The sequence below is a fragment of the Alkalihalobacillus sp. MEB130 genome (assembly GCF_032335535.1).
In the GTDB taxonomy this organism is placed as follows: domain Bacteria; phylum Bacillota; class Bacilli; order Bacillales; family Bacillaceae_D; genus Halalkalibacter.
In genome coordinates this window covers 68,981-87,549 of sequence record NZ_JAOANA010000005.1, presented here as the reverse complement: position 1 = coordinate 87,549, position 18,569 = coordinate 68,981, and the positions used below count along the sequence as shown (strand labels likewise).

19 protein-coding genes are annotated in these 18,569 nt (G+C 37.8%); 13 read left to right on the top strand and 6 right to left on the bottom strand.

Annotated features, from left to right (window positions below):
- Window positions 1–86: 86 nt before the first annotated feature.
- Window positions 87–3,665 carry a dynamin family protein gene (locus tag N0O92_RS06970; RefSeq protein WP_315613943.1) on the top strand — a complete coding sequence of 1,193 codons (3,579 nt, stop codon included), beginning with the start codon at window positions 87–89 and terminating at the stop codon, window positions 3,663–3,665.
- Between the two features lie 49 nt (window positions 3,666–3,714).
- Here the strand turns inward: N0O92_RS06970 and N0O92_RS06965 are convergent, their stop codons facing one another.
- Entirely contained in the window at window positions 3,715–6,291 is a 2,577-nt protein-coding gene (locus tag N0O92_RS06965; protein ID WP_315613942.1) for a PBP1A family penicillin-binding protein, read from the bottom strand.
- Window positions 6,292–6,307: 16 nt separating this feature from the next.
- On the bottom strand, window positions 6,308–6,925 hold the full coding sequence (recU, locus tag N0O92_RS06960; protein ID WP_315613941.1) for a Holliday junction resolvase RecU: 618 nt from the start codon (window positions 6,923–6,925) through the stop codon (window positions 6,308–6,310).
- A 155-nt stretch (window positions 6,926–7,080) separates the two neighbouring features.
- Between recU and N0O92_RS06955 the strand changes: the two genes are divergently transcribed.
- Window positions 7,081–8,028: a DUF2515 family protein gene (locus tag N0O92_RS06955; RefSeq protein ID WP_315613940.1), complete on the top strand. Its 948-nt coding sequence runs from the start codon at window positions 7,081–7,083 to the stop codon at window positions 8,026–8,028.
- Between the two features lie 137 nt (window positions 8,029–8,165).
- On the opposite strand, the gene N0O92_RS06950 is transcribed toward N0O92_RS06955, so the two are convergent.
- Window positions 8,166–8,285, bottom strand: a complete 120-nt coding sequence (locus N0O92_RS06950) for a spore protein (protein ID WP_315613939.1) — start codon at window positions 8,283–8,285, stop codon at window positions 8,166–8,168.
- Between the two features lie 227 nt (window positions 8,286–8,512).
- Between N0O92_RS06950 and racA the strand changes: the two genes are divergently transcribed.
- Together racA and N0O92_RS06940 are read left to right on the top strand one after the other, a co-directional pair.
- Entirely contained in the window at window positions 8,513–9,058 is a 546-nt protein-coding gene (racA, locus tag N0O92_RS06945; RefSeq protein ID WP_315613938.1) for a chromosome-anchoring protein RacA, read from the top strand.
- Window positions 9,059–9,144: 86 nt separating this feature from the next.
- Window positions 9,145–9,522: a YppE family protein gene (locus tag N0O92_RS06940; RefSeq protein WP_315613937.1), complete on the top strand. Its 378-nt coding sequence runs from the start codon at window positions 9,145–9,147 to the stop codon at window positions 9,520–9,522.
- Between the two features lie 139 nt (window positions 9,523–9,661).
- On the opposite strand, the gene N0O92_RS06935 is transcribed toward N0O92_RS06940, so the two are convergent.
- A complete protein-coding gene (locus N0O92_RS06935) occupies window positions 9,662–10,288 on the bottom strand; it encodes a trimeric intracellular cation channel family protein (protein WP_315613936.1) in 627 nt (208 codons plus the stop codon).
- A gap of 164 nt (window positions 10,289–10,452) precedes the next feature.
- Window positions 10,453–10,650 carry a hypothetical protein gene (locus N0O92_RS06930; RefSeq protein ID WP_315613935.1) on the bottom strand — a complete coding sequence of 66 codons (198 nt, stop codon included), beginning with the start codon at window positions 10,648–10,650 and terminating at the stop codon, window positions 10,453–10,455.
- Window positions 10,651–10,902: 252 nt separating this feature from the next.
- Here N0O92_RS06930 and ilvA point away from each other — a divergent pair, with 252 nt between their 5' ends.
- The 3 genes from ilvA to N0O92_RS06915 all read left to right on the top strand — a co-directional run bounded on the left by ilvA (window position 10,903) and on the right by N0O92_RS06915 (window position 13,978).
- Window positions 10,903–12,150, top strand: coding sequence for a threonine ammonia-lyase IlvA (ilvA, locus tag N0O92_RS06925; protein WP_315613934.1), 1,248 nt, complete (start codon window positions 10,903–10,905; stop codon window positions 12,148–12,150).
- Between the two features lie 23 nt (window positions 12,151–12,173).
- Window positions 12,174–13,085 carry a chemotaxis protein gene (locus tag N0O92_RS06920; protein WP_315613933.1) on the top strand — a complete coding sequence of 304 codons (912 nt, stop codon included), beginning with the start codon at window positions 12,174–12,176 and terminating at the stop codon, window positions 13,083–13,085.
- A gap of 260 nt (window positions 13,086–13,345) precedes the next feature.
- The gene (locus tag N0O92_RS06915; protein ID WP_315613932.1) at window positions 13,346–13,978 is read left to right on the top strand and encodes a YitT family protein; all 633 of its coding nucleotides are present in this window, start codon (window positions 13,346–13,348) and stop codon (window positions 13,976–13,978) included.
- A 49-nt stretch (window positions 13,979–14,027) separates the two neighbouring features.
- Here N0O92_RS06915 and N0O92_RS06910 read toward each other — a convergent pair whose 3' ends face one another.
- Entirely contained in the window at window positions 14,028–15,113 is a 1,086-nt protein-coding gene (locus N0O92_RS06910) for a C40 family peptidase (RefSeq protein ID WP_315613931.1), read from the bottom strand.
- A 149-nt stretch (window positions 15,114–15,262) separates the two neighbouring features.
- On the opposite strand from N0O92_RS06910, the gene N0O92_RS06905 reads away from it, so the two are divergent.
- The 6 genes from N0O92_RS06905 (at window position 15,263) to N0O92_RS06880 (ending at window position 18,565) form a co-directional block, all read left to right on the top strand.
- Window positions 15,263–15,784: a type 1 glutamine amidotransferase domain-containing protein gene (locus tag N0O92_RS06905; RefSeq protein WP_315613930.1), complete on the top strand. Its 522-nt coding sequence runs from the start codon at window positions 15,263–15,265 to the stop codon at window positions 15,782–15,784.
- 20 nt (window positions 15,785–15,804) lie between these two features.
- Entirely contained in the window at window positions 15,805–16,728 is a 924-nt protein-coding gene (gene rnz, locus N0O92_RS06900; protein WP_315613929.1) for a ribonuclease Z, read from the top strand.
- Between the two features lie 52 nt (window positions 16,729–16,780).
- Entirely contained in the window at window positions 16,781–17,041 is a 261-nt protein-coding gene (locus N0O92_RS06895) for a DUF2524 family protein (RefSeq protein ID WP_315613928.1), read from the top strand.
- Window positions 17,042–17,210: 169 nt separating this feature from the next.
- A complete protein-coding gene (locus N0O92_RS06890) occupies window positions 17,211–17,555 on the top strand; it encodes a thioredoxin family protein (RefSeq protein ID WP_315613927.1) in 345 nt (114 codons plus the stop codon).
- A 16-nt stretch (window positions 17,556–17,571) separates the two neighbouring features.
- The gene (locus N0O92_RS06885) at window positions 17,572–18,009 is read left to right on the top strand and encodes a BrxA/BrxB family bacilliredoxin (protein ID WP_315613926.1); all 438 of its coding nucleotides are present in this window, start codon (window positions 17,572–17,574) and stop codon (window positions 18,007–18,009) included.
- Between the two features lie 139 nt (window positions 18,010–18,148).
- Complete coding sequence (locus N0O92_RS06880) at window positions 18,149–18,565, top strand: TlpA disulfide reductase family protein (protein ID WP_315613925.1); 417 nt, start codon at window positions 18,149–18,151, stop codon at window positions 18,563–18,565.
- The last annotated feature ends 4 nt before the right edge of the window (window positions 18,566–18,569 follow it).

The following is an 18,569-nucleotide window of genomic DNA, read 5'->3' as shown; positions in this document are numbered from 1 at the left end:
GGGACTTTTTAGTATAAGTCCCTTTGCCTCTTTTATTATCAGAATACATAGAAAGATATATACATATTGGAGGAGCAGGTGATCATATGAGTAAGGCTGTTAATATAGAAACACCTATAAAGGTTGTAGAAATAACGGAAAAAGAGATGGAACGACAACAGATTATTGAAAAAAAGAAAAAAGAAGGGTTCTTCCAAGTTTCTTTTTGCGGGCACTTCTCAGCAGGAAAATCGACCATTTTAAATTATTTACTTGGTGCAGATATGTTACCAACAAGTCCGATCCCAACAAGTGCAAATGTTATTGGTATTAAAAACGGGGAATTAGCGCTAACCGTTGATTCATTGAACGGAGATAAAAAACAATGGAATGGGGAAATCCCGTGGCAACGAGTACGTGAATGGGGAATGAATGGAAGAGAGATCGCTTCTTTGACGATAGAGGCTCCTTTACCGTTTTTAGGAAATCATAGTATTATTTACGATACTCCGGGTGTAGATTCAACAGATCCGACTCATCAGGCGGTCACATTAGAAGCATTATATTCAACTGATTTTATCGTTTATGTAATGGACTATAACCATGTTCAGTCAGAAACGAATTTAACGTTTTTAAAACAGCTTTCAGATGAAAAAAAACCTCTCTATTTAATCGTAAATCAAATTGATAAGCACGATGAGAAGGAGTTGTCATATGAGACGTTCGATCGGTCCGTGCGTGATACGTTTCAAGCTTGGGGTATTAACATATTGAAACTACTATATACGAGTATGAAAGATCGAACTCACCCTTTAAATCAGTTGGCTCAATTTGAACGAGATATGAAAGCGATTTTATATTATGGTGGTGAACTGCTACCTTATGCAAAACAACGCTTACAGCAAGGACTTTATTTAAGTATGATCACTCGTCTACAAGAGGAGAAAGAAGATGAATTGGATCAAGTAAAAGACAGCTTAAAACAAGAGGGCTTTTCCATCGACCAATTAGAAAAAAGACATGAAGTAGCACAACTTTATGAGGCAACGTTTCATAAAAAGAAACAGTTTGAAGAAGGATTTGAAAAGAAATGGCAAGATCTTGTGAAAGATGTCACCATTTTTCCATATACCACTACAGAACTTGTTCGCAGTTGGTTTGAAAGCATTGAACCAGGGTTTAAAGTTGGTTTTTTATTTTCAAAAAAGAAAACGGAAGAAGAACAAGAGACTAGGTTAAATAGATTAATCGAGGAAACACAGGATAAAGTAAAAAGTCAATTAGTATTCCATCTCCATCATATCTTTCAATCGTATGATTTTACAAAGTTATCAAACCGAGATGAAGTGGAACGTGAACTTGAACAGCTTTTTGTCACAATCGACCGAACGTTCTTCGAAGAGTCCGTTCAAACGGGCCCTAAAAATAGGGAGTATGTATATACTTATACGAAGGAACGTACACAAGCAGTCATTAAACAGCTTAGACAAAAAGCAGCGTCGGTCATCGATTTATTTATTAGAGGAATGGAAGAACATTGGGAAAAAGAACAAACGGAATTGGAATATGAACTTGAAAAACTACACGAGTTGGACGCATATGTAATGCAATTATCCAAAATAGAAGATCGTTATCAAGAATGCATTAATGAAAAAACAGAAAAAGTAAGCCACTATCAAGATGCAGGTGCCTATGAGCGAGTCATTAATGAAGCAATGGAAAAAGAGCTACCAGAATTTCCAACAATGGCTTCGTTTGATAATATTACTTTGCCTGAAGCAACCGTCATTGATACAGAGTGGGACCGAAGTTCTGAGCTTCAACTTACTGAATTTGATGAAGAAGCGGCTTCAAATTGGGTGCGATTAATTGAAAATACGATTGAACCATATTTAGATGATGAACGCATGAGTTATGAACGATTAGCACTTCAAAAACGAATTCGTCGATTTAAAGATCAAACATTTACCATTTCCTTATTTGGTGCCTTTAGCGCTGGAAAGTCTAGTTTTGCTAATGCCTTACTTGGAGAGACTGTCTTGCCTGTTTCACCACATCCAACAACAGCAACTGTTAATATGGTAAAGCGGTCTGAACAGGGCCACGCTTCTCGCACTGCAGTTGTTCAAGTGAAAACAAAAGAGCAGTTAGCAAAAGAAATAGAATCTGTTACCACGCAACTAGATCGAAAGGTGACACTTGAATCGATTCAATCTTGGAAAGAAGACAAAACGGCTACAACGAGTTGGCAAAAAACCTATCAAGCTTACTTAACGACGTTAAAAAATAGTCTAGCAGATCGAAAATGGGAATTGGGAAGTTCATTTGAGGTAACATTAGAAGCTCTTCAGCCATTTGTTGCCAATGAACATGATGCTTGCTTAATTGAACAAGTAACGCTTTATTATGATTGTCCATTAACAGAAAAAGGGATTATATTAGTGGATACACCTGGAGTGAATTCGATCCATGGAAGACATACAAATGTGGCCTTCAAACAGCTAAGAGATTCAGACGCCATCTTTTATTTAACGTATTACAATCATGCCTTTTCTAAAGCAGATCAACAATTTTTGCAGCAGATGGCAAAAGTGAATGAAGGCTTCCGTACAGATAAACTTTATTTCATCTTAAATGCGGCCGACTTAGCAAGTAGTCCATATGAGTTAAATGGAGTGAAAAAGCACGTCTATGATCAGCTAGTGCAAAATGGGGTACAACAACCGCGATTATATCCACTTTCTAGTAAACAAGGATTGATAGCAAAACAGGCTGGTCGGTCTGAAGATGATTTATTCTCGACATTTGAAAAAGCGTTTTATCAAAACACCATTACGGAGTTAAAGAGGTTAAGTTTTGAACTTGTAAAAGAAGAGGTTGGACGTTATCAAGCGACACTAGAAAAAGGATTGGAATATGCAACCGGCAAAGAGCAAGATAGAGAAAGAAAAAGATCAGAGATTCAGGCTTTGATTGCGAACTGGAGCGAGAAGATTCGTTCATATACGCCTTTAACTGCAGAGCAAATGAGTAAACAAGAAGTAAGCCAACTATTTTTATATTTACGCGATAGGATTCGTTATGTATTAGGAGATCAGTTTGGAGAATCCATTAATGTTTCAACCATTGTTGGTAACAGTAAGAAAGCTCAGCAACTAGCACTTGACTCTTCGTTAAAAGAGTGGAGAAGTGAAGGGGAACATTTTATAAAGCAAGAATTACAAGCTACTTTCGTTCGAATTGAATTAGCTCTAAATAAAGCTATCGAAGAATGGATAAGAGAGATGACAGCAGAAATACGTAAGGAATTTCACTCTTATTCCATTACATTTGAGTTGGAGAAATTGGATGTAAGCTCTGCACCAGAAGATAGATTTATTCCAATCGAGTTAGAACCATATAGTCGATATTTTCAATCATTAAAGTCGTTCTTTGAACAAGGAAAAGTGAAACAACTAAAAGAAGATATAGTCGAAGAAGGAACGAAGAAGACAGGAGAGGTATTACGTTTATTAGAACGTAATACACAAGAACTTGTCCAAGTTACATTTGAAAAACTCGTTATAGAAGCGAAAAAATCAATGACCGATGGATTGAATCGTGAGATCGAACGCTTTGACTCTTTAACAGATCCAAAACATCTTGTATCATTGCAAAAAGAATTACATGAGTTAAAAAAATGTTAGGAAACTAGGAAAGAAGCCCCGAAACTTTTTCGGGGCTTCTTTTCGTATCTTATTCTGTTTCTACATCATCATCTTCTTCTTCATTTGTGGATTGATCTCCATCAGCTGGAGTATCCTCTTCATCCTCATCGTCATCCTCGACTTCATCGAGTGGGTCAGGAATCGATATCTCTTCTTCTTCCTCGACTTCTTCTTCCTCTTCTATTACTTCTTCCTCTTCTTCTTCTTCTTCAATCTTAACTTCAACAGAGGCTGGATCACTTCTCAAGTTTCCATCTTCATCTGAGATAGCAATAATGCTAAATACATAACTTGATCCTGGTTGTGGGTCACCAAATATGTATTGCATTTCCTTCTTACGGTCTAATGTTTGAGTACTACCACCATCAATGGATACTTGAATTTCAAATGTGACCTTATCTGCGTGTTCATCTGGGTAATCCCATGTAACGATAATCTGATTTGAGCTTTCTTCAAAACTTGCCATCACATTTGTTGGAGCGTCTAGTTCTCTAAACTGTTCAGATACGCGAGTTGGCTCATTGCCGCGAACGAACAATTCATAAATGATCTCACTTTGTGGTGTAAAGTCACTAGGTAGCAACCCAGTTGAACGTTCTACACCTACACGCACAACAGAGTTTGGCATGGTGAAATCTTCTGTCGTAACATCTGCTGAGACATTCTCCATAATCGCTTTAAAGATTTGTTGTGCAGCTTGTCTTTGATTGGAACCACTAGGAAAGTAGTTATTACTAATGTCTACTGGTTGACGTGAGAATCCTGTCCATACAGAGATTGTATAATTGGTTGTATAACCAGAAAACCAAATGTCGGGAGCTGCTCCTTCAGGGTATCCTCGTGCTTGACGAGTTTCTGGAGCAAAGTTTGTTGTTCCTGTTTTACCAGCCATTGGAAGTCCAGAGATATTGGCTACTCCACCAGTTCCATTTGTAACAGCGGTTTTTAACATATCTGTAACCATATAGGCTGTATAATCACTCATGGCTTGAGATGTTTCAGGCTGCATGTTAATGATTCGACCATCAGGGAACTCTACTTTTCTCACTGTATAAGGTTCTGTATACATACCGTTATTTCCTAGTGCTGCATAAGCTCCAGCTAACTCTTTCGTTGTAACACCTGTATGAAAGCCTCCAAGCGCATACGCTTCATCAATTTGAGTTTGATTTTCCGGCAATTCAAATGTAATCCCAATCCCTTCAGCAAAACTTTGTGCACGACTGATACCTACTTCCTGTAGTGCTTTTACGGCTGGTACATTTCGTGAACGAGCTAAAGCTGTACGCATGGACATTGGGCCTTGAAATTGCCGATCAAAGTTACGGATCGGATCACCGGTTGAATAGGAGTGAGCCTCATCAACAATCCTATGTGCTGTAGACCATTGTAAGTACTCGATCGCAGGAGCATAATCAAGGATTGGCTTAATCGTTGACCCTGGTTGTCTACGATCATCCGTTGCTAAATTAAAGCCCATTTGATAACCAGTATCTTCACGGCCACTTCCAAGAGCTTTAATTTGCCCCGTTTGCGTGTCAAGAAGGGTAACGGCTGCTGTGAAATCTTCATTGTCAGGGTAGACATTAACGAAATCATCTGTTTGAAGTACGTTTTCTACATGTTCCTGTGCATCAACATCAAGTGTTGTATAAATTTTTAGTCCCGCATTATAAATATCATTAATCGAGATACCTTCCATGTCCTCGAGTTCAGCTAGCACTTGGTTGTAAAACGCCTCATAAGCATAAGCTTCACGTTCTGTGAGTACTAACTGATCTGATAGAGGAATGGCCATAGCTTCTTGAGCTTCTTCACTCGTGATTTTTCCGTGCTGCTCCATAAGTGAGAGGACAAGATTTCGTCTACTTTCAGCAGCTTCAGGATTTTTCGTTGGGTCATAAAAACTTGGACGTCTTGGAATACCAGCAAGTAAAGCCGCATCTGCCAAAGATAATTCGCTAACAGATTTGTTAAAGTATGTTTGAGATGCAAGCTCAACACCGTATACACCTGAACCAAGGTAAATTTGATTTAAATACATTTCTAAAATTTGATCTTTGGAAAATTGTTGCTCTAATCGAATAGCTAAATATTGTTCTTGGATCTTTCTTGTTAATTGTTTCTCGTTATTAAGAAATAGGTTTTTAACAAGCTGTTGTGTAATGGTACTAGCACCTTCTGCACCAAACCCACCTGTAATATTAGCCCTTACAGCACCAAAAAGTCTTCGAATGTCAATCCCAAAATGATCCCGGAAACGAATGTCTTCAACGGAAATAAAAGCATCTTCAACAACGGGTGGTACGTCTTGGATACTGACATTTTGTCTTCGTTCAGATGATTCTAGCTGTGAAACAAATACATCGTTTTGATCGTACAGTTGTGAACCTTGCGTAAGCATAAGTCTGTCTTCATCAAGAGGAGGTGCTCCTTGGATAATGGCAAATACACCAATTCCACCTGCGATGACAGCGATGGAGCCTAATGCAACCAGAGTTATTAGTATTTTTTTCCATAAACCCTTTTTACTTGATTTTGTTTTTTTGTTTGTTTTTTCACGGGCTTGGCGACGCCCTTGTCGTGTATTATTCTCATTTGACATCGTATTTCTTCCTTTCTTACCGAGTAGACTCTTCTTGGAAATAGACAGAGTCAATGACTTGTAAATAATCAATACGTGGATGATATCCTATTTTAATCAAAAAACCGAATTTTTCAATATCTATCTTTCGAATGGACTTTCTAGACATTTCTTTTTGTTCATAAAATTGAATCAGATGCTCGGCATCGAGCAAGTAGACTTCATCTGTTACCGTAAATCGTAAAATGACAAAAGCAATACCATTTTGCTGTTTTACTTGTTTCATATGTTCAATTTGATGTTCATGAAAATTTTGCAATGGAAACGATGTTTTGTTTTTTGTTTCTTTCGCTTCAAAATCAAGATAATGTCCTTTGTAAACACCGTTGTAATCTGTCGTCGATGCTTGTTTAAAATAAGCTTCCTTTATGACAGCGGCACTTCGTTTTGGATAGTCTACTTGTACAATTTGTACAGGTGTTGGTTTCTTATGAATGACGGCTAATGATTGTTCTAGATAGTATTGATTAGTTACGTTTAAGTCTTCTTCTAACGTCATTCCACGGTTGCTGTACGTCGGTTGTTTGTTGGGTACTTGTTTATTTGTGGAACCCTGCTTCGTAAAGCGTCGTCCATTTGGATAACGTATGACCATGTACTCTCACAAACCTTTCAAAACAAAATCATTTTACGAATGGAATCTCGCTAAACTAGAGAAAGTAAAGGGAGACTCCATCACATAATCTTACCATATATAGTCAAGATACAGGTATAGAATTTCGTGTGAATTTATGAGGAGACGTGAAAACAATGAAAGTAAATCAATTTATTAAGGAAATCAATGAAAAAACAAAACGTGCAAACGCAGATAATATTTCACGTACCATAATGTATGAACGTTTTTATAAAAATAACCCTGAAATTAAATGGTCTTTATTAGCTGGACTAGTGTCAAGAAATGCTGGTTGGAATATGACGGATTTAAAAAGCAAATGGTTTCAACAAATGTTAACAGATAACTATTGTGAGTTATTGTTTCAAACATATGAACGTGCAAATTGGACCATTTTTGCTGATGCTTATCCACAATTGCTTTGGTATGAGTGGGCTAAAAAGCAAAACTCACCTCATTTATTTCTTTTGGAGACATTAGGAGTGTCAAGGTTTATGCAGGAAGAATGGAGGCATTTTTGGCACGGTGGGGACCAGGAAAGACTTTGCACAGCATTAATAATAAATGAGCAATATATGATTGAGGAAACCGTAATGAATCACCCGCTTTATAGCAAAAAAGTTTTTTCTTCATTGCTATATATATTAGAAGAACATGCTCATATGAGTTATGTCATTTTTCCTACTATTAGTGGTGAACTTTATGGTCTGTATGTACGTAATTTTAAAAAGGTTGATTCGCGTATTTGGTTAGGAAAGCAGTTGCAACAATTACTATTTCACCCTGATATTCATCATGATATTTACTTATTTATCTTACGAACACCACCTACTGGGTCACGCTTGGATTATCAACAATATTTGAATTGGTCGACAGGAAATACGAGCCCTGTATTAAGGAAGGTTTATCCGCTTGTTTCCCATCACTGGAAGGAAAAGAAAGATTGGTCTAAAACAGTATGGAATACAGAACGTTATTTTAAAAAGATAAAAACTGTTCGACCAAAAGAGCGAACGGATTGGTTACAGAAAAAATGGGTTGAGCTTTTCTTGGTCCAAAAAATGTCAAAATTAGTTGGGAAATAAAAAAGATTGGCTCAAAAAAGTCTGATAGGACCTTTTGAACCAATCTTAAGAGGATGTGCGATTAACGCCATGACCGTAAAAAAAGAAGTTTCGTTCAACTTTCCAGATCCAGGTCACATCCTCCTTTCTTTTTGATCTTATTCAGCTGGACGGTTTGGTCCACCTAACTTTTTATCACCTGTGTAACTATTTTTTCTTTGTTCTTTCGTTTGATCAACAGTGTTTTGTTCACTATTTCGCTTGCGATCTTTGTTCATGTAGGACGCCTCCTTTCATAAGTAGTATGCGAGCTCGGAACCTTCGACATTCACGTCAACGTCGAACAAAAACTAACAAGTTTTGTCAAAAAATGAAAAGGGTTGTGCGTTTGAGTGAGTATTCACGCTTTCTTTGCCGAATCCGTTCTAGTTTTGTCAATAGTGAAGGGGATCTTCTTTTTAAGGCGAATTCGTTTTGCAAGATCAAAAAATAGGAGGTACGTCTAATGGAAATGACAATGAAAACAAAAGAGGTATCTGAACAATTAGGAGTAAACCCAACAACCATCCAACGCTGGGCAAAATATTTTGGTTTGGAATGTGAGACGAATGAACATGGCCACTATTTATATACAGCAACACACCTTGAAATCTTCCGTAACGTACAGGATCAATTAAAAGAAGGAAAACGGATGAAAGACATACAATTTGAAGGTGGAGAAAGGCACAAACAAGAAAAAACTGAATTTATCGAGACATCAGTATACGAGGAAAAATTAGAAGCGGTTTTAAGTCGGGTTAACGAATTAGATGAAAAGGTATCACAGAAGGCAGATGAAGTAGTCAGTTACCAATTGTTAAAACACCGTACGGAATTAGAAGACATGATGAAAATGATAAAAAAACTCGAAACTCGTTTAAGTGAGATGGAGCATAAAGTCCATCAATCCAGTCATTCTAATGGAGATGAACAAGAATTGCCGATGGTTGTTGGAGGGAATTCGGTGAAAACCAAAAAATGGCGTTCGTTTAAGCAACTATTTTCTTTCTAAGGAGTGTGGGACAGAAGGATTTATAAAAAGCGTTACACTTTGTGAGGTGACTCGATTCTGCTAAGATGGGAGCGGAGGTGCAAAAAATGAATGAAGAAAACCGTTCCCGGTTGCTAGAAAGTACAGAGCAGTTGCGTACTTTAAATAAAGAGGCTGAAAAGATGTACGTTGAGAAGGTCAGAAGTGATCAGGACTACGAAGCTGACTTTTTTGGAGTGGTAAAACCATTTGCAGATAAAGTTGATGCAATAAGGAAAGAATGGCTTCCGTTAGCCCAACAATTTGTTCAAGAAGAAAAACCGTTGCATTTACATCCGAACCAATTGCAGCAAACAGAAGAGAATTTAGAAATTGTTGCGATAAAATCCTTCTTTAAAGAAACCGGCAAGAAACGTCAAATGGAAACATTTAAATCAGTGGAGTATGTGTTGCAACAATTGTATACAGCTTTACATGACAAATAAAAAAAGGCTGTTTCAAATGGGTCGGAGTTCTATGTGCTTCTTAACAGTATGCTCATAAGAACTTTGAACCAATTTGAATCCAGCCTTTTTTGTTTATAGAAACGGATTCATTAACGAAAGGAAACTTACATAATTCAATTTACATGCTTTTATTTATCTCCTGAACTCGTTTTCCTAGTTGGCGACTAGGTAAATGCCACTGAAAATGAACGGATAACATTCTAAGTATAATAACGGATAAAAACAAAATGGTATACCCTAAAGGTGTATGAATGAGTCCTAAACCAATTAATAAGCCTGCTCCCATTGTCCAAACAATATAAATTTCTTTTTGTAGAAACAAAGGTTTTCTACCTGCCAACACATCACGAATCATTCCGCCACCTGTTCCTGTTAAAGCTGCAGCAACAATAACTGCAGAAAGGGGATGCCCCATCTCAGTAGCATAAATCGCACCTTGGATAGCAAAGGCAGAAAGGCCGATTGCGTCAAATAATAGTCCGAATTTTACCCATTGTTGAAGCAGGGGAATAGGAAACAAAAAGGCAATCGTTACTACCATAATGGCGATCAAAAACAAAGATCCTTGATCCCATAGAGCGGATACTGGAACTCCAATTAAAAGATTGCGAATCGCCCCACCTCCAAAAGCGGTGACTAGGCCTAATATATAAACACCTAATAAGTCATACTTCTCTTCCATCGCGACAAAAGCTCCACTTAAAGCAAACGCTATCGTTCCAATAATTGTTAGTACTTCCCACATGTTGTTCATCTCCTAAAGTCATTTACATAGGCTGTTTTCGTCCGTTTTGTTTGTGTTCAAGATCGGGTCCGTTTCATTCCGTTATAGTCTTAGAATGTAATAACAATCCTTGCGAAAACAGCCTTTACATATAAAAAACGTGGACAATTTGTCCACGTTTCACATTAACCATTATCTCGGAAAGAAAAGACCATCATAACAATCAATGTCAGAAGTGACATTACTGTTAGAGCAAGGACAAGCATACCTGATGGTTCGCTTGCTGCTTCTTCAGCTCCGCCGCCCCCTGCAGCTAATATTTGTGTTGGTAGAAAGAACAAAAGAAACGTAATCGCTGTTATAATTGAAACCTTTTTCTTCATGATCAACCCTCCTTGATAGAACAAACCATGTTTTGTGTTACATATGTACTTGTTAGATTATTTGAAGTATCTTCTCTATTATAGATAGGACTGTTTAAATAATCAATCATCAATATTAGAAAACAAAAATACGTTACTAAGATTGCAAGGATAGCATTGCATCTAGAGGGGTTACGCAATGAGAATGGGTATGATAAGATAAACATATTGTTAAATCAGAAAGTTCTAATGTGAAAGGATAACGATAAGCTAATGGGAACCGTACATATTGAAGATATTATCATTGCCAATCAACGTTTAAAAGACGTAGTAACACATACACCATTACAAAGAAATGAAGTATTGTCAGAGCGCTATGGATGCAATGTGTATTTAAAGAGAGAAGATTTACAAGTTGTTCGCTCATTCAAAATTAGAGGGGCTTTTCATCAGATCTCAAGTCTTACGAGAGAAGAATTAAACAACGGGGTTGTTTGCGCGAGTGCTGGTAATCACGCACAAGGTGTTGCGTATTCATGTCGTACCCTCCAAATTAAAGGCCGGATTTTCATGCCTTCTACTACACCAAGGCAAAAAGTAGATCAAGTAAAGTTTTTTGGTAAAGAATATGTTGATGTAGTTCTTTCAGGAGATACATTTGACGATTCATTTAATGAAGCTATGGCTTATTGTACTGAGCATGAGATGGCATTTATTCACCCATTTGACCAGGAGAAGATTGTTGCTGGGCAAGGCACCGTTGGAATGGAGATCATGAATGACATTGATGAAAATATAGACTATTTGTTTAGCTCTATTGGTGGTGGTGGCTTAATAAGTGGAGTAGGAACATACATCAAAAGCATAAGTCCACATACAAAAATAATCGGCTGCGAACCATTGGGTGCACCAGCTATGAAGGAATCCCTAAAGCAAGGACAAGTTGTTGAACTTGATAAGATTGACAAATTTGTTGACGGGGCAGCAGTGAAAAAAGTGGGGCAAATTCCTTATGACATTTGTAAAAGTATCATTGACGACATTGTATTAGTTCCAGAAGGGAAAATCTGTACTACGATACTAGAACTGTATAACCAAAATGCGATCGTAGCAGAACCAGCAGGAGCAATGTCTATTACCGCATTAGATTTCTATAAAGAAGAAATAAAAGGAAAAACAGTCGTGTGTGTTGTGAGCGGCGGAAATAATGACATTGGGAGAATGCAGGAAATGAGAGAACGATCTTTAATATATGAAGGTCTTCAATATTATTTTATTGTACAATTTCCACAACGAGCAGGGGCATTAAGGGAATTTATTACAGATGTTCTTGGGCCTAATGATGATATTACTCGCTTTGAATATACAAAGAAAAATAATAAATCGAATGGACCTGTTTTACTCGGAATTGAACTAAAATGTCGAGATGATTATGCAGGCTTAATTGATCGCCTTGTGAAAAAGGGATTCGATTATCAAGAAATCAATAAAGATGAGAGCTTGTTTCATTTACTTATTTAAGCTCACCCTAAGGAGGAACGACATTGTTTGAACAACATAAAGGGATTTTGCTTGAAAGTGGAACCAATGAACTAGAAGTTATTGCGTTTCAAGTTGGAACAAGTACATTTGGAATCAATGTAATGAAAGTGCGAGAAATCGTCCAAGTATCTCCAGTCACACCAATGCCTAATAGTCATCCGTATATTGAAGGGATTATTAGACTTAGAGATGAAGTATTAACGGTAGTGAATCTTGCTAATGTACTTGGGATTGAACCATCTCGGTCTCCCGATCAAGATAAATTTATTATTTCAGAATTAAATCAAATAAAAGTCGCATTTCGTGTTAAGAATGTTTCTAGAATTCACCGGATTTCTTGGGGACAAATTGAAAAGCCAGCGGAGCTCTCGCAAGGATTGGAAAGTGCCTGTACAGGAGTTGTCAAAATGGAGGATCAGATGATTCTTTTGTTGGATTTCGAGAAGATTGTTGTTGATATCAACCCTGAGAAAGGCATTAACGTAAACCAAGTGAAAGTAGTTGAAAAACGAAATAGAAGTGGCAAGAAGATTATCGTAGTGGAAGATTCAGCTATATTACGTAAGTTAATTGATGAAACGCTGGCGGAAGCAGGGTATGAGCAAGTTATGTTTTTTGAACATGGTAAGTCTGCTTGGGATTACTTAGCATTTGAAAAACAAGACAAGCATCAAGGGATTCTAGATGAAGTCCATCTAATTATTACAGATATAGAAATGCCACAAATGGATGGACATCATTTAACAAAAAAAATTAAGAGCGATGAAATTCTCTCAAACGTCCCTGTTGTCATTTTCTCATCTCTTATTACAAAGGACCTTTATCATAAAGGAAAAGGCGTAGGGGCTGACGCCCAAATTAGTAAACCTGAAATTGTTAGACTAATCGAAACGGTTGACCAATTCATTCTATAGGTAAAACGAGAACAAGATAGAACAGGAGAATTTCTCACTTATGTAATGGTGGAAATCCCACTTGGATTCTATGCTGGTTCTCGTTTTTTTATACAAAAAAATGTATAAAAAACTGCATATTAATCGACAGGAAATCTAACAAGGGTCTGCTCGGTCCTTTTATTCAGATTATTCTGATGAATAAAAATTCAACTTTATACATTGACCAATCACTATTTTTCTCGTATGGTAGATAGTATAGTAGAGTGGAGGTGAGTTGTTTGATCGAACGATTAAAAATGGTTTCTCTCGTTATTTTAGGGTTGTTTCTTACAGCTATCGGATTAAAGTTTTTAGCTTTACATGAACTTACTTTTGGAGGAACAGCAGGACTTGCGACAGTGTTAACGTTTCTAAGTCCGTGGTCGTGGGGTGTGCTGTTTTTCTTAGTTAATCTGCCGTTTTTTTGGATGTCGTTAAAAAAACTAGGGAAATGGTTTACGATTTCTAGTTTTATGTCCATTATAGGAATTTCAATATTGCGAGATGGGCTCGATTTGTTACCGTTTTTCTCCGTTCCAATGTGGCTCACGACTGTTTTGGCTGGGTTATGTATCGGGTTTGGAGTAACACTTGTATTAAACAATGGATCTTCTCTAGGAGGAATTCATATTTTGGCTTTATATCTCGACCAAAAGTGGCAGATCAATCGAGGAATTTCTATTTTTATTTGTGATTTATCGATTATCGTACTCGCCGGTTTATTAGTTGGATGGGGTAGCGCATTGTTATCTGTCCTTGTTATCTTTATAGCAAGTACCATTATTGGTCGATACAAAAAATCACCAATTAAAGTACCGGAACAACAACCAGTTTTTGAAAAAGCTCGTTCTCAATCGATGAATGAATCGTAAAAAAAGGGTATGACAAGAGGTCAGTTTTGACCTTTTGCATACCCTTATTTTAATATCGTTTTGCCCCTAAATACCTTTGTGCCCAATAAGATTGATCTAAAGACGCGGTTGCTACTCCTGTAGAAGAACCAACATGGATAAATTGACGGTCTCCTAAATAAATACCAACATGAGATGGACCGCTCCTATAAGTTGAAAAGAAGACGAGGTCTCCAGCGTGTAAATTAGACACTGACTGTCCTTGCTTGTAAAGGTCACTTGTTGTCCGGGGTACATTTTTGCCATTTTGTTTAAACACATATTGAATGAAACCACTACAATCAAAACCAGATGGAGAAGTGCCTCCCCACAAATAAGGAGTACCTTTTAATGAGGAAGCTGTTTGAATCACGTTTGTATGAGACGTTGCAGTTTCTTTCGTTTCTATCTCGGTCTGTTCTTTCTTAACGGTACTTAATTCAGGTGCTGATTTAATCTGATCTTCCTTTTCTAACATTGCTTTCGTCTCTGCTCCAATGAGCCCATCAACTTGTAAATCATGGACTTGTTGAAATTGTTTGACCGCAGCAGTTGTTTTGGGCCCATAAATTCCGTCTACTCCGTCGTAATATCCATAAGAAGCAAGTTTTTGTTGAAGTTCACTAACTCTCTCTCCACGGTCCCCTTGTTTAAAAACTTTAATCGATTCCCCTTTTATGCTAGTTGTTGCTCTTTCTGTTGTTATAACTAGATCAGGGTTATTCGATGTTTCTGTAACATTTGTATTTGTATAATCATGACCGTTGAGTTGAATATCATTCGAGTGCAACATGTGACCGATTGTTTCAGGTCCGGCAATGCCATCTACTTTTAATTGGTTCTTTTGTTGATATGTACTGATTGCTTGTTTTGTAAGGGGACCGAATATCCCATCATGGCTTCCTTTGTAATAGTCAAAAGCTTTTAAATAACTTTGTAATTGGTAAATATGAGGTCCTGTTGCACCAAACGATAGAAGTTGGTCACCTCCTAACTTTTTTTCGGTTGGTACAGACTTAGAAGAAGCATGGGCTCTGTCGGTTTCAAGCGGCAAGCATAAAGCAGTTCCAAACATTGCAGTTGACAGTAGAAGCGTCCCTTTTGTTTTCGCATTCATGAGCAAAACCTCCTGCGTTCCATTCTAGTTGTTCGGTAATCTATCACTCATTTTATGACGACTTGAAGCAGGTAGAACTACCTTCCTTTTTCGATAAGAAGTAGACATGTTATACTTAAGTAGTACATATGTGAATAGGAGTGATGACAGTGCGATTATCAGGAAAGAAAATAATGGCCATATTAGATGAAGAATTTGAGGATCTAGAACTTTGGTATCCTGTTATGCGGTTACGCGAAGAAGGGGCAACGGTCCACTTTATCGGGAAAGAAAAAGGAAAAACGTATACAGGAAAGTACGGTGTGCCAGCTACTTCGGATTACGCATATAAGGATGTTACGTCAAAAGAGTATGATGGTATTCTCGTTCCAGGAGGATGGGCACCAGATAAATTAAGACGTTTTGAGGAAGTGTTAACCTTTGTTAAAGAAATGGATCAAGATAAAAAGCCGATCGGTCAAATCTGCCATGCGGGATGGGTTTTAATATCTGCCAAGATTTTATCAGGTAGAAAAGTAACAAGCACACCAGGAATACGTGATGATATGGAAAACGCGGGGGCAGAGTGGTTTGATGAGGCAGTAGTAGTAGATGGACATCTAATTTCAAGTCGACGTCCACCAGATTTGCCTCCATATGCAAAAGCTTTTGCTGATGCGTTAGCAAAGTAGAAAAAAGAATAGGTGAAAATATGGAGTTTCATTTTTTAGGAACAGGCTCAGGTGTACCTTCTACGTCTCGGAATGTAAGTGGTTTAGTCGTCCGATTTTTACAAAGAAAAAGTACGCAATGGCTCTTTGATTGTGGAGAAGCGACTCAGCATCAAATTTTGCAATGTCCGATTACATTAACGAAAATTGATCGTATATTTATTAGTCATTTGCACGGAGATCATTTGTTCGGTCTCCCTGGACTGCTTTGTTCCCGTTCAGCACAAGGTGCGAAAACACCTATAACGATTTATGGTCCTGATGGTGTCGAACAATTTGTCCGAACCTCGTTAACCGTTTCAAAGTCATTTTTGTCGTATGATCTGCAGTTTATCACGATAGAAGAAGGGATTTTGTACGAAGATGATTCGATAAAAGTCGAGACATTGCTTTTAGATCATGTTATGCCAAGCTATGCTTTTAAGCTAACAGAAGCAGAACAACCAGGGTCGTTAAAAGTGAAGGAATTACAAGTAATAGGAATTGAGCCAGGTCCCATTTATCAGAGAATCAAAGCAGGAGAGAAGGTGGAGCTTGCTGATGGACGACTGATAGATGGAGCCAACTATATAGAACCAAACAAAAAAGGAAGAACAGTCGTAATTGCAGGAGATACACGACCAATTGAAGCAATGGTTTCTTTTGCAGCAGAAGCAAATCTTCTTATTCATGAGGGAACGTTTCGTCATGAAAAAAAAGATCATGCAGACCAATTTGGTCATTCTACCATATCTGAAGTAACTGAACTTGCGAAGCGGGCAAATGTGTCTCAATTAATTTTAACGCATATAAGTTCACGGTATGCAGGAGAGGAAGAAACACTAGAAGCCGACGCACATGCAGTTTTACCAGGAACCATTATAGCTTCTGATTTTATGGTTTATAAGTTGATGAATAACGCTTGATTTTGTTGCGCAAAGTAAGATCAGGAATTCAACATTATTAGGAGGACTGATTATGGCAGAACGCACTCATCTTGAACATTTTTTAGAAAGAGCCGAAGCTACGCTTGAAATTGCGCAACAAACTTTTAATGATTCACAACGTGTACAACCAGGAGATCCTGATGAGTACACACAGGCGCAAAGAGATTTGCAAGACTTAAACGACGAACTTGATACGTTGATGCACGCGGCTACTCCAGAACAACGAGATCAATTGCACCGTACACAAATTCAAGTGAATCAATTACAGAATCATTTTATTCTAAAGCGCTAATAAAAAAGTAAACATGGTTTAGTGTAGGGGTGTTTTAAAAAGTTGGATTCCCGGCTTTTTGAAACACCTTTTCTGTTAGGAAAATGGGTCTAGTTGCCTTGATTCACATATGTATACATCATTTATCTTTTTCTGCTAAAATAGGTAGTGATGAAACGAGGGGAAGGATATGCAGGACATTTCACATCATACGTTGGAAAAGATGTTAGCGAATCGAGATCCAGTAACAGCTGTCTTTGTTTATACTCCGTTATGTGGAACATGCAAGTTAGCAAGTAAGATGATGACAGTTGTTGAATCTGCACTCGAGCCTTTTCCGATATTTTCGTTAAACATTAATCATTCACCAGCATTTGCGCAAAATTGGAAAATTAAAAGTGTTCCATGTCTGCTATTGTTTCAAAAAGGACTAGGTGTTGAACGAATTTATGCGTTCCATTCCATTGGCTATCTTCATAGCATGTTGAAGCCATATGCAGCAGTGAGGGCTCTAATGGAGAAAAAAACAAATTGAAAGGGGACATAACATTATGTCAATGGCTTACGAAGAATACATGCGTCAAGTGGTTCTGCCAATGAGAGCAGAATTAACAGAGAACGGTTTTAAAGAATTAACAACAGCAGAAGAGGTTGATCAGTATATGGCGCAAGCGGAGGGCACAACGCTCGTGGTAATTAATTCGGTCTGCGGTTGTGCTGCTGGATTAGCACGTCCTGCTGCAGTGACGTCGCTTCAACATGACAACACTCCAGATCATCTTGTTACAGTGTTTGCTGGGCAGGATAAAGAAGCAACGGCACAAATGAGGTCTTATTTTTCTGAAATTCCACCATCCTCTCCATCGATGGCGATTTTAAAGGGACGTGAAGTTGTTCATTTTATTCCTCGTGAACAAATCGAGGGAGCTGCTCCTGAGGATGTTATTCGTAATTTAGCCCTTGCTTATAATGAGCATTGCGCCAAATAAAACTATAGTAAGGTTGTCTTCAAAGACGTTCTTCCAGAGGTAGATAGTATGTGCATGGAAAAAGTGCAGACTATAGTACTGTCTCATTAGGTAGATGTTAATGAGACGACCTTATTTTTTTGGAAAAGGAGAGATATGTATGAAACAAGCACCTTCATTCTCTTTGCCTTTGTTTAACTCAACTGACGAATGGTCGCTAGAAGATGCAACGAAAAAAGTGACGATGCTTTCATTTTGGACATCGTGGTGTCCAGATTCACAGCGTGACTTGCAAGCCAAACAGGCTTTGTATCAATCGATGGAAACGGACCAGCTTGATATGATTATGATTCATGTAACAGGCCGAGACCCAGATGTCGATTTGCAATCATTTTTAAAACAACATGAATTTACGTTCCCGGTTTTACAAGACAATGGGACAAAAGTGTATGATTCTTATCAATGTATGGGTGTTCCGACCACGATTCTGATAAATGAAAAAAAAGAGGTTGCCTTCATGTATCATGACAAGGCAACCATAATGGATATTATGAAAGGAGTAGCATCCTTACTCTAATCTT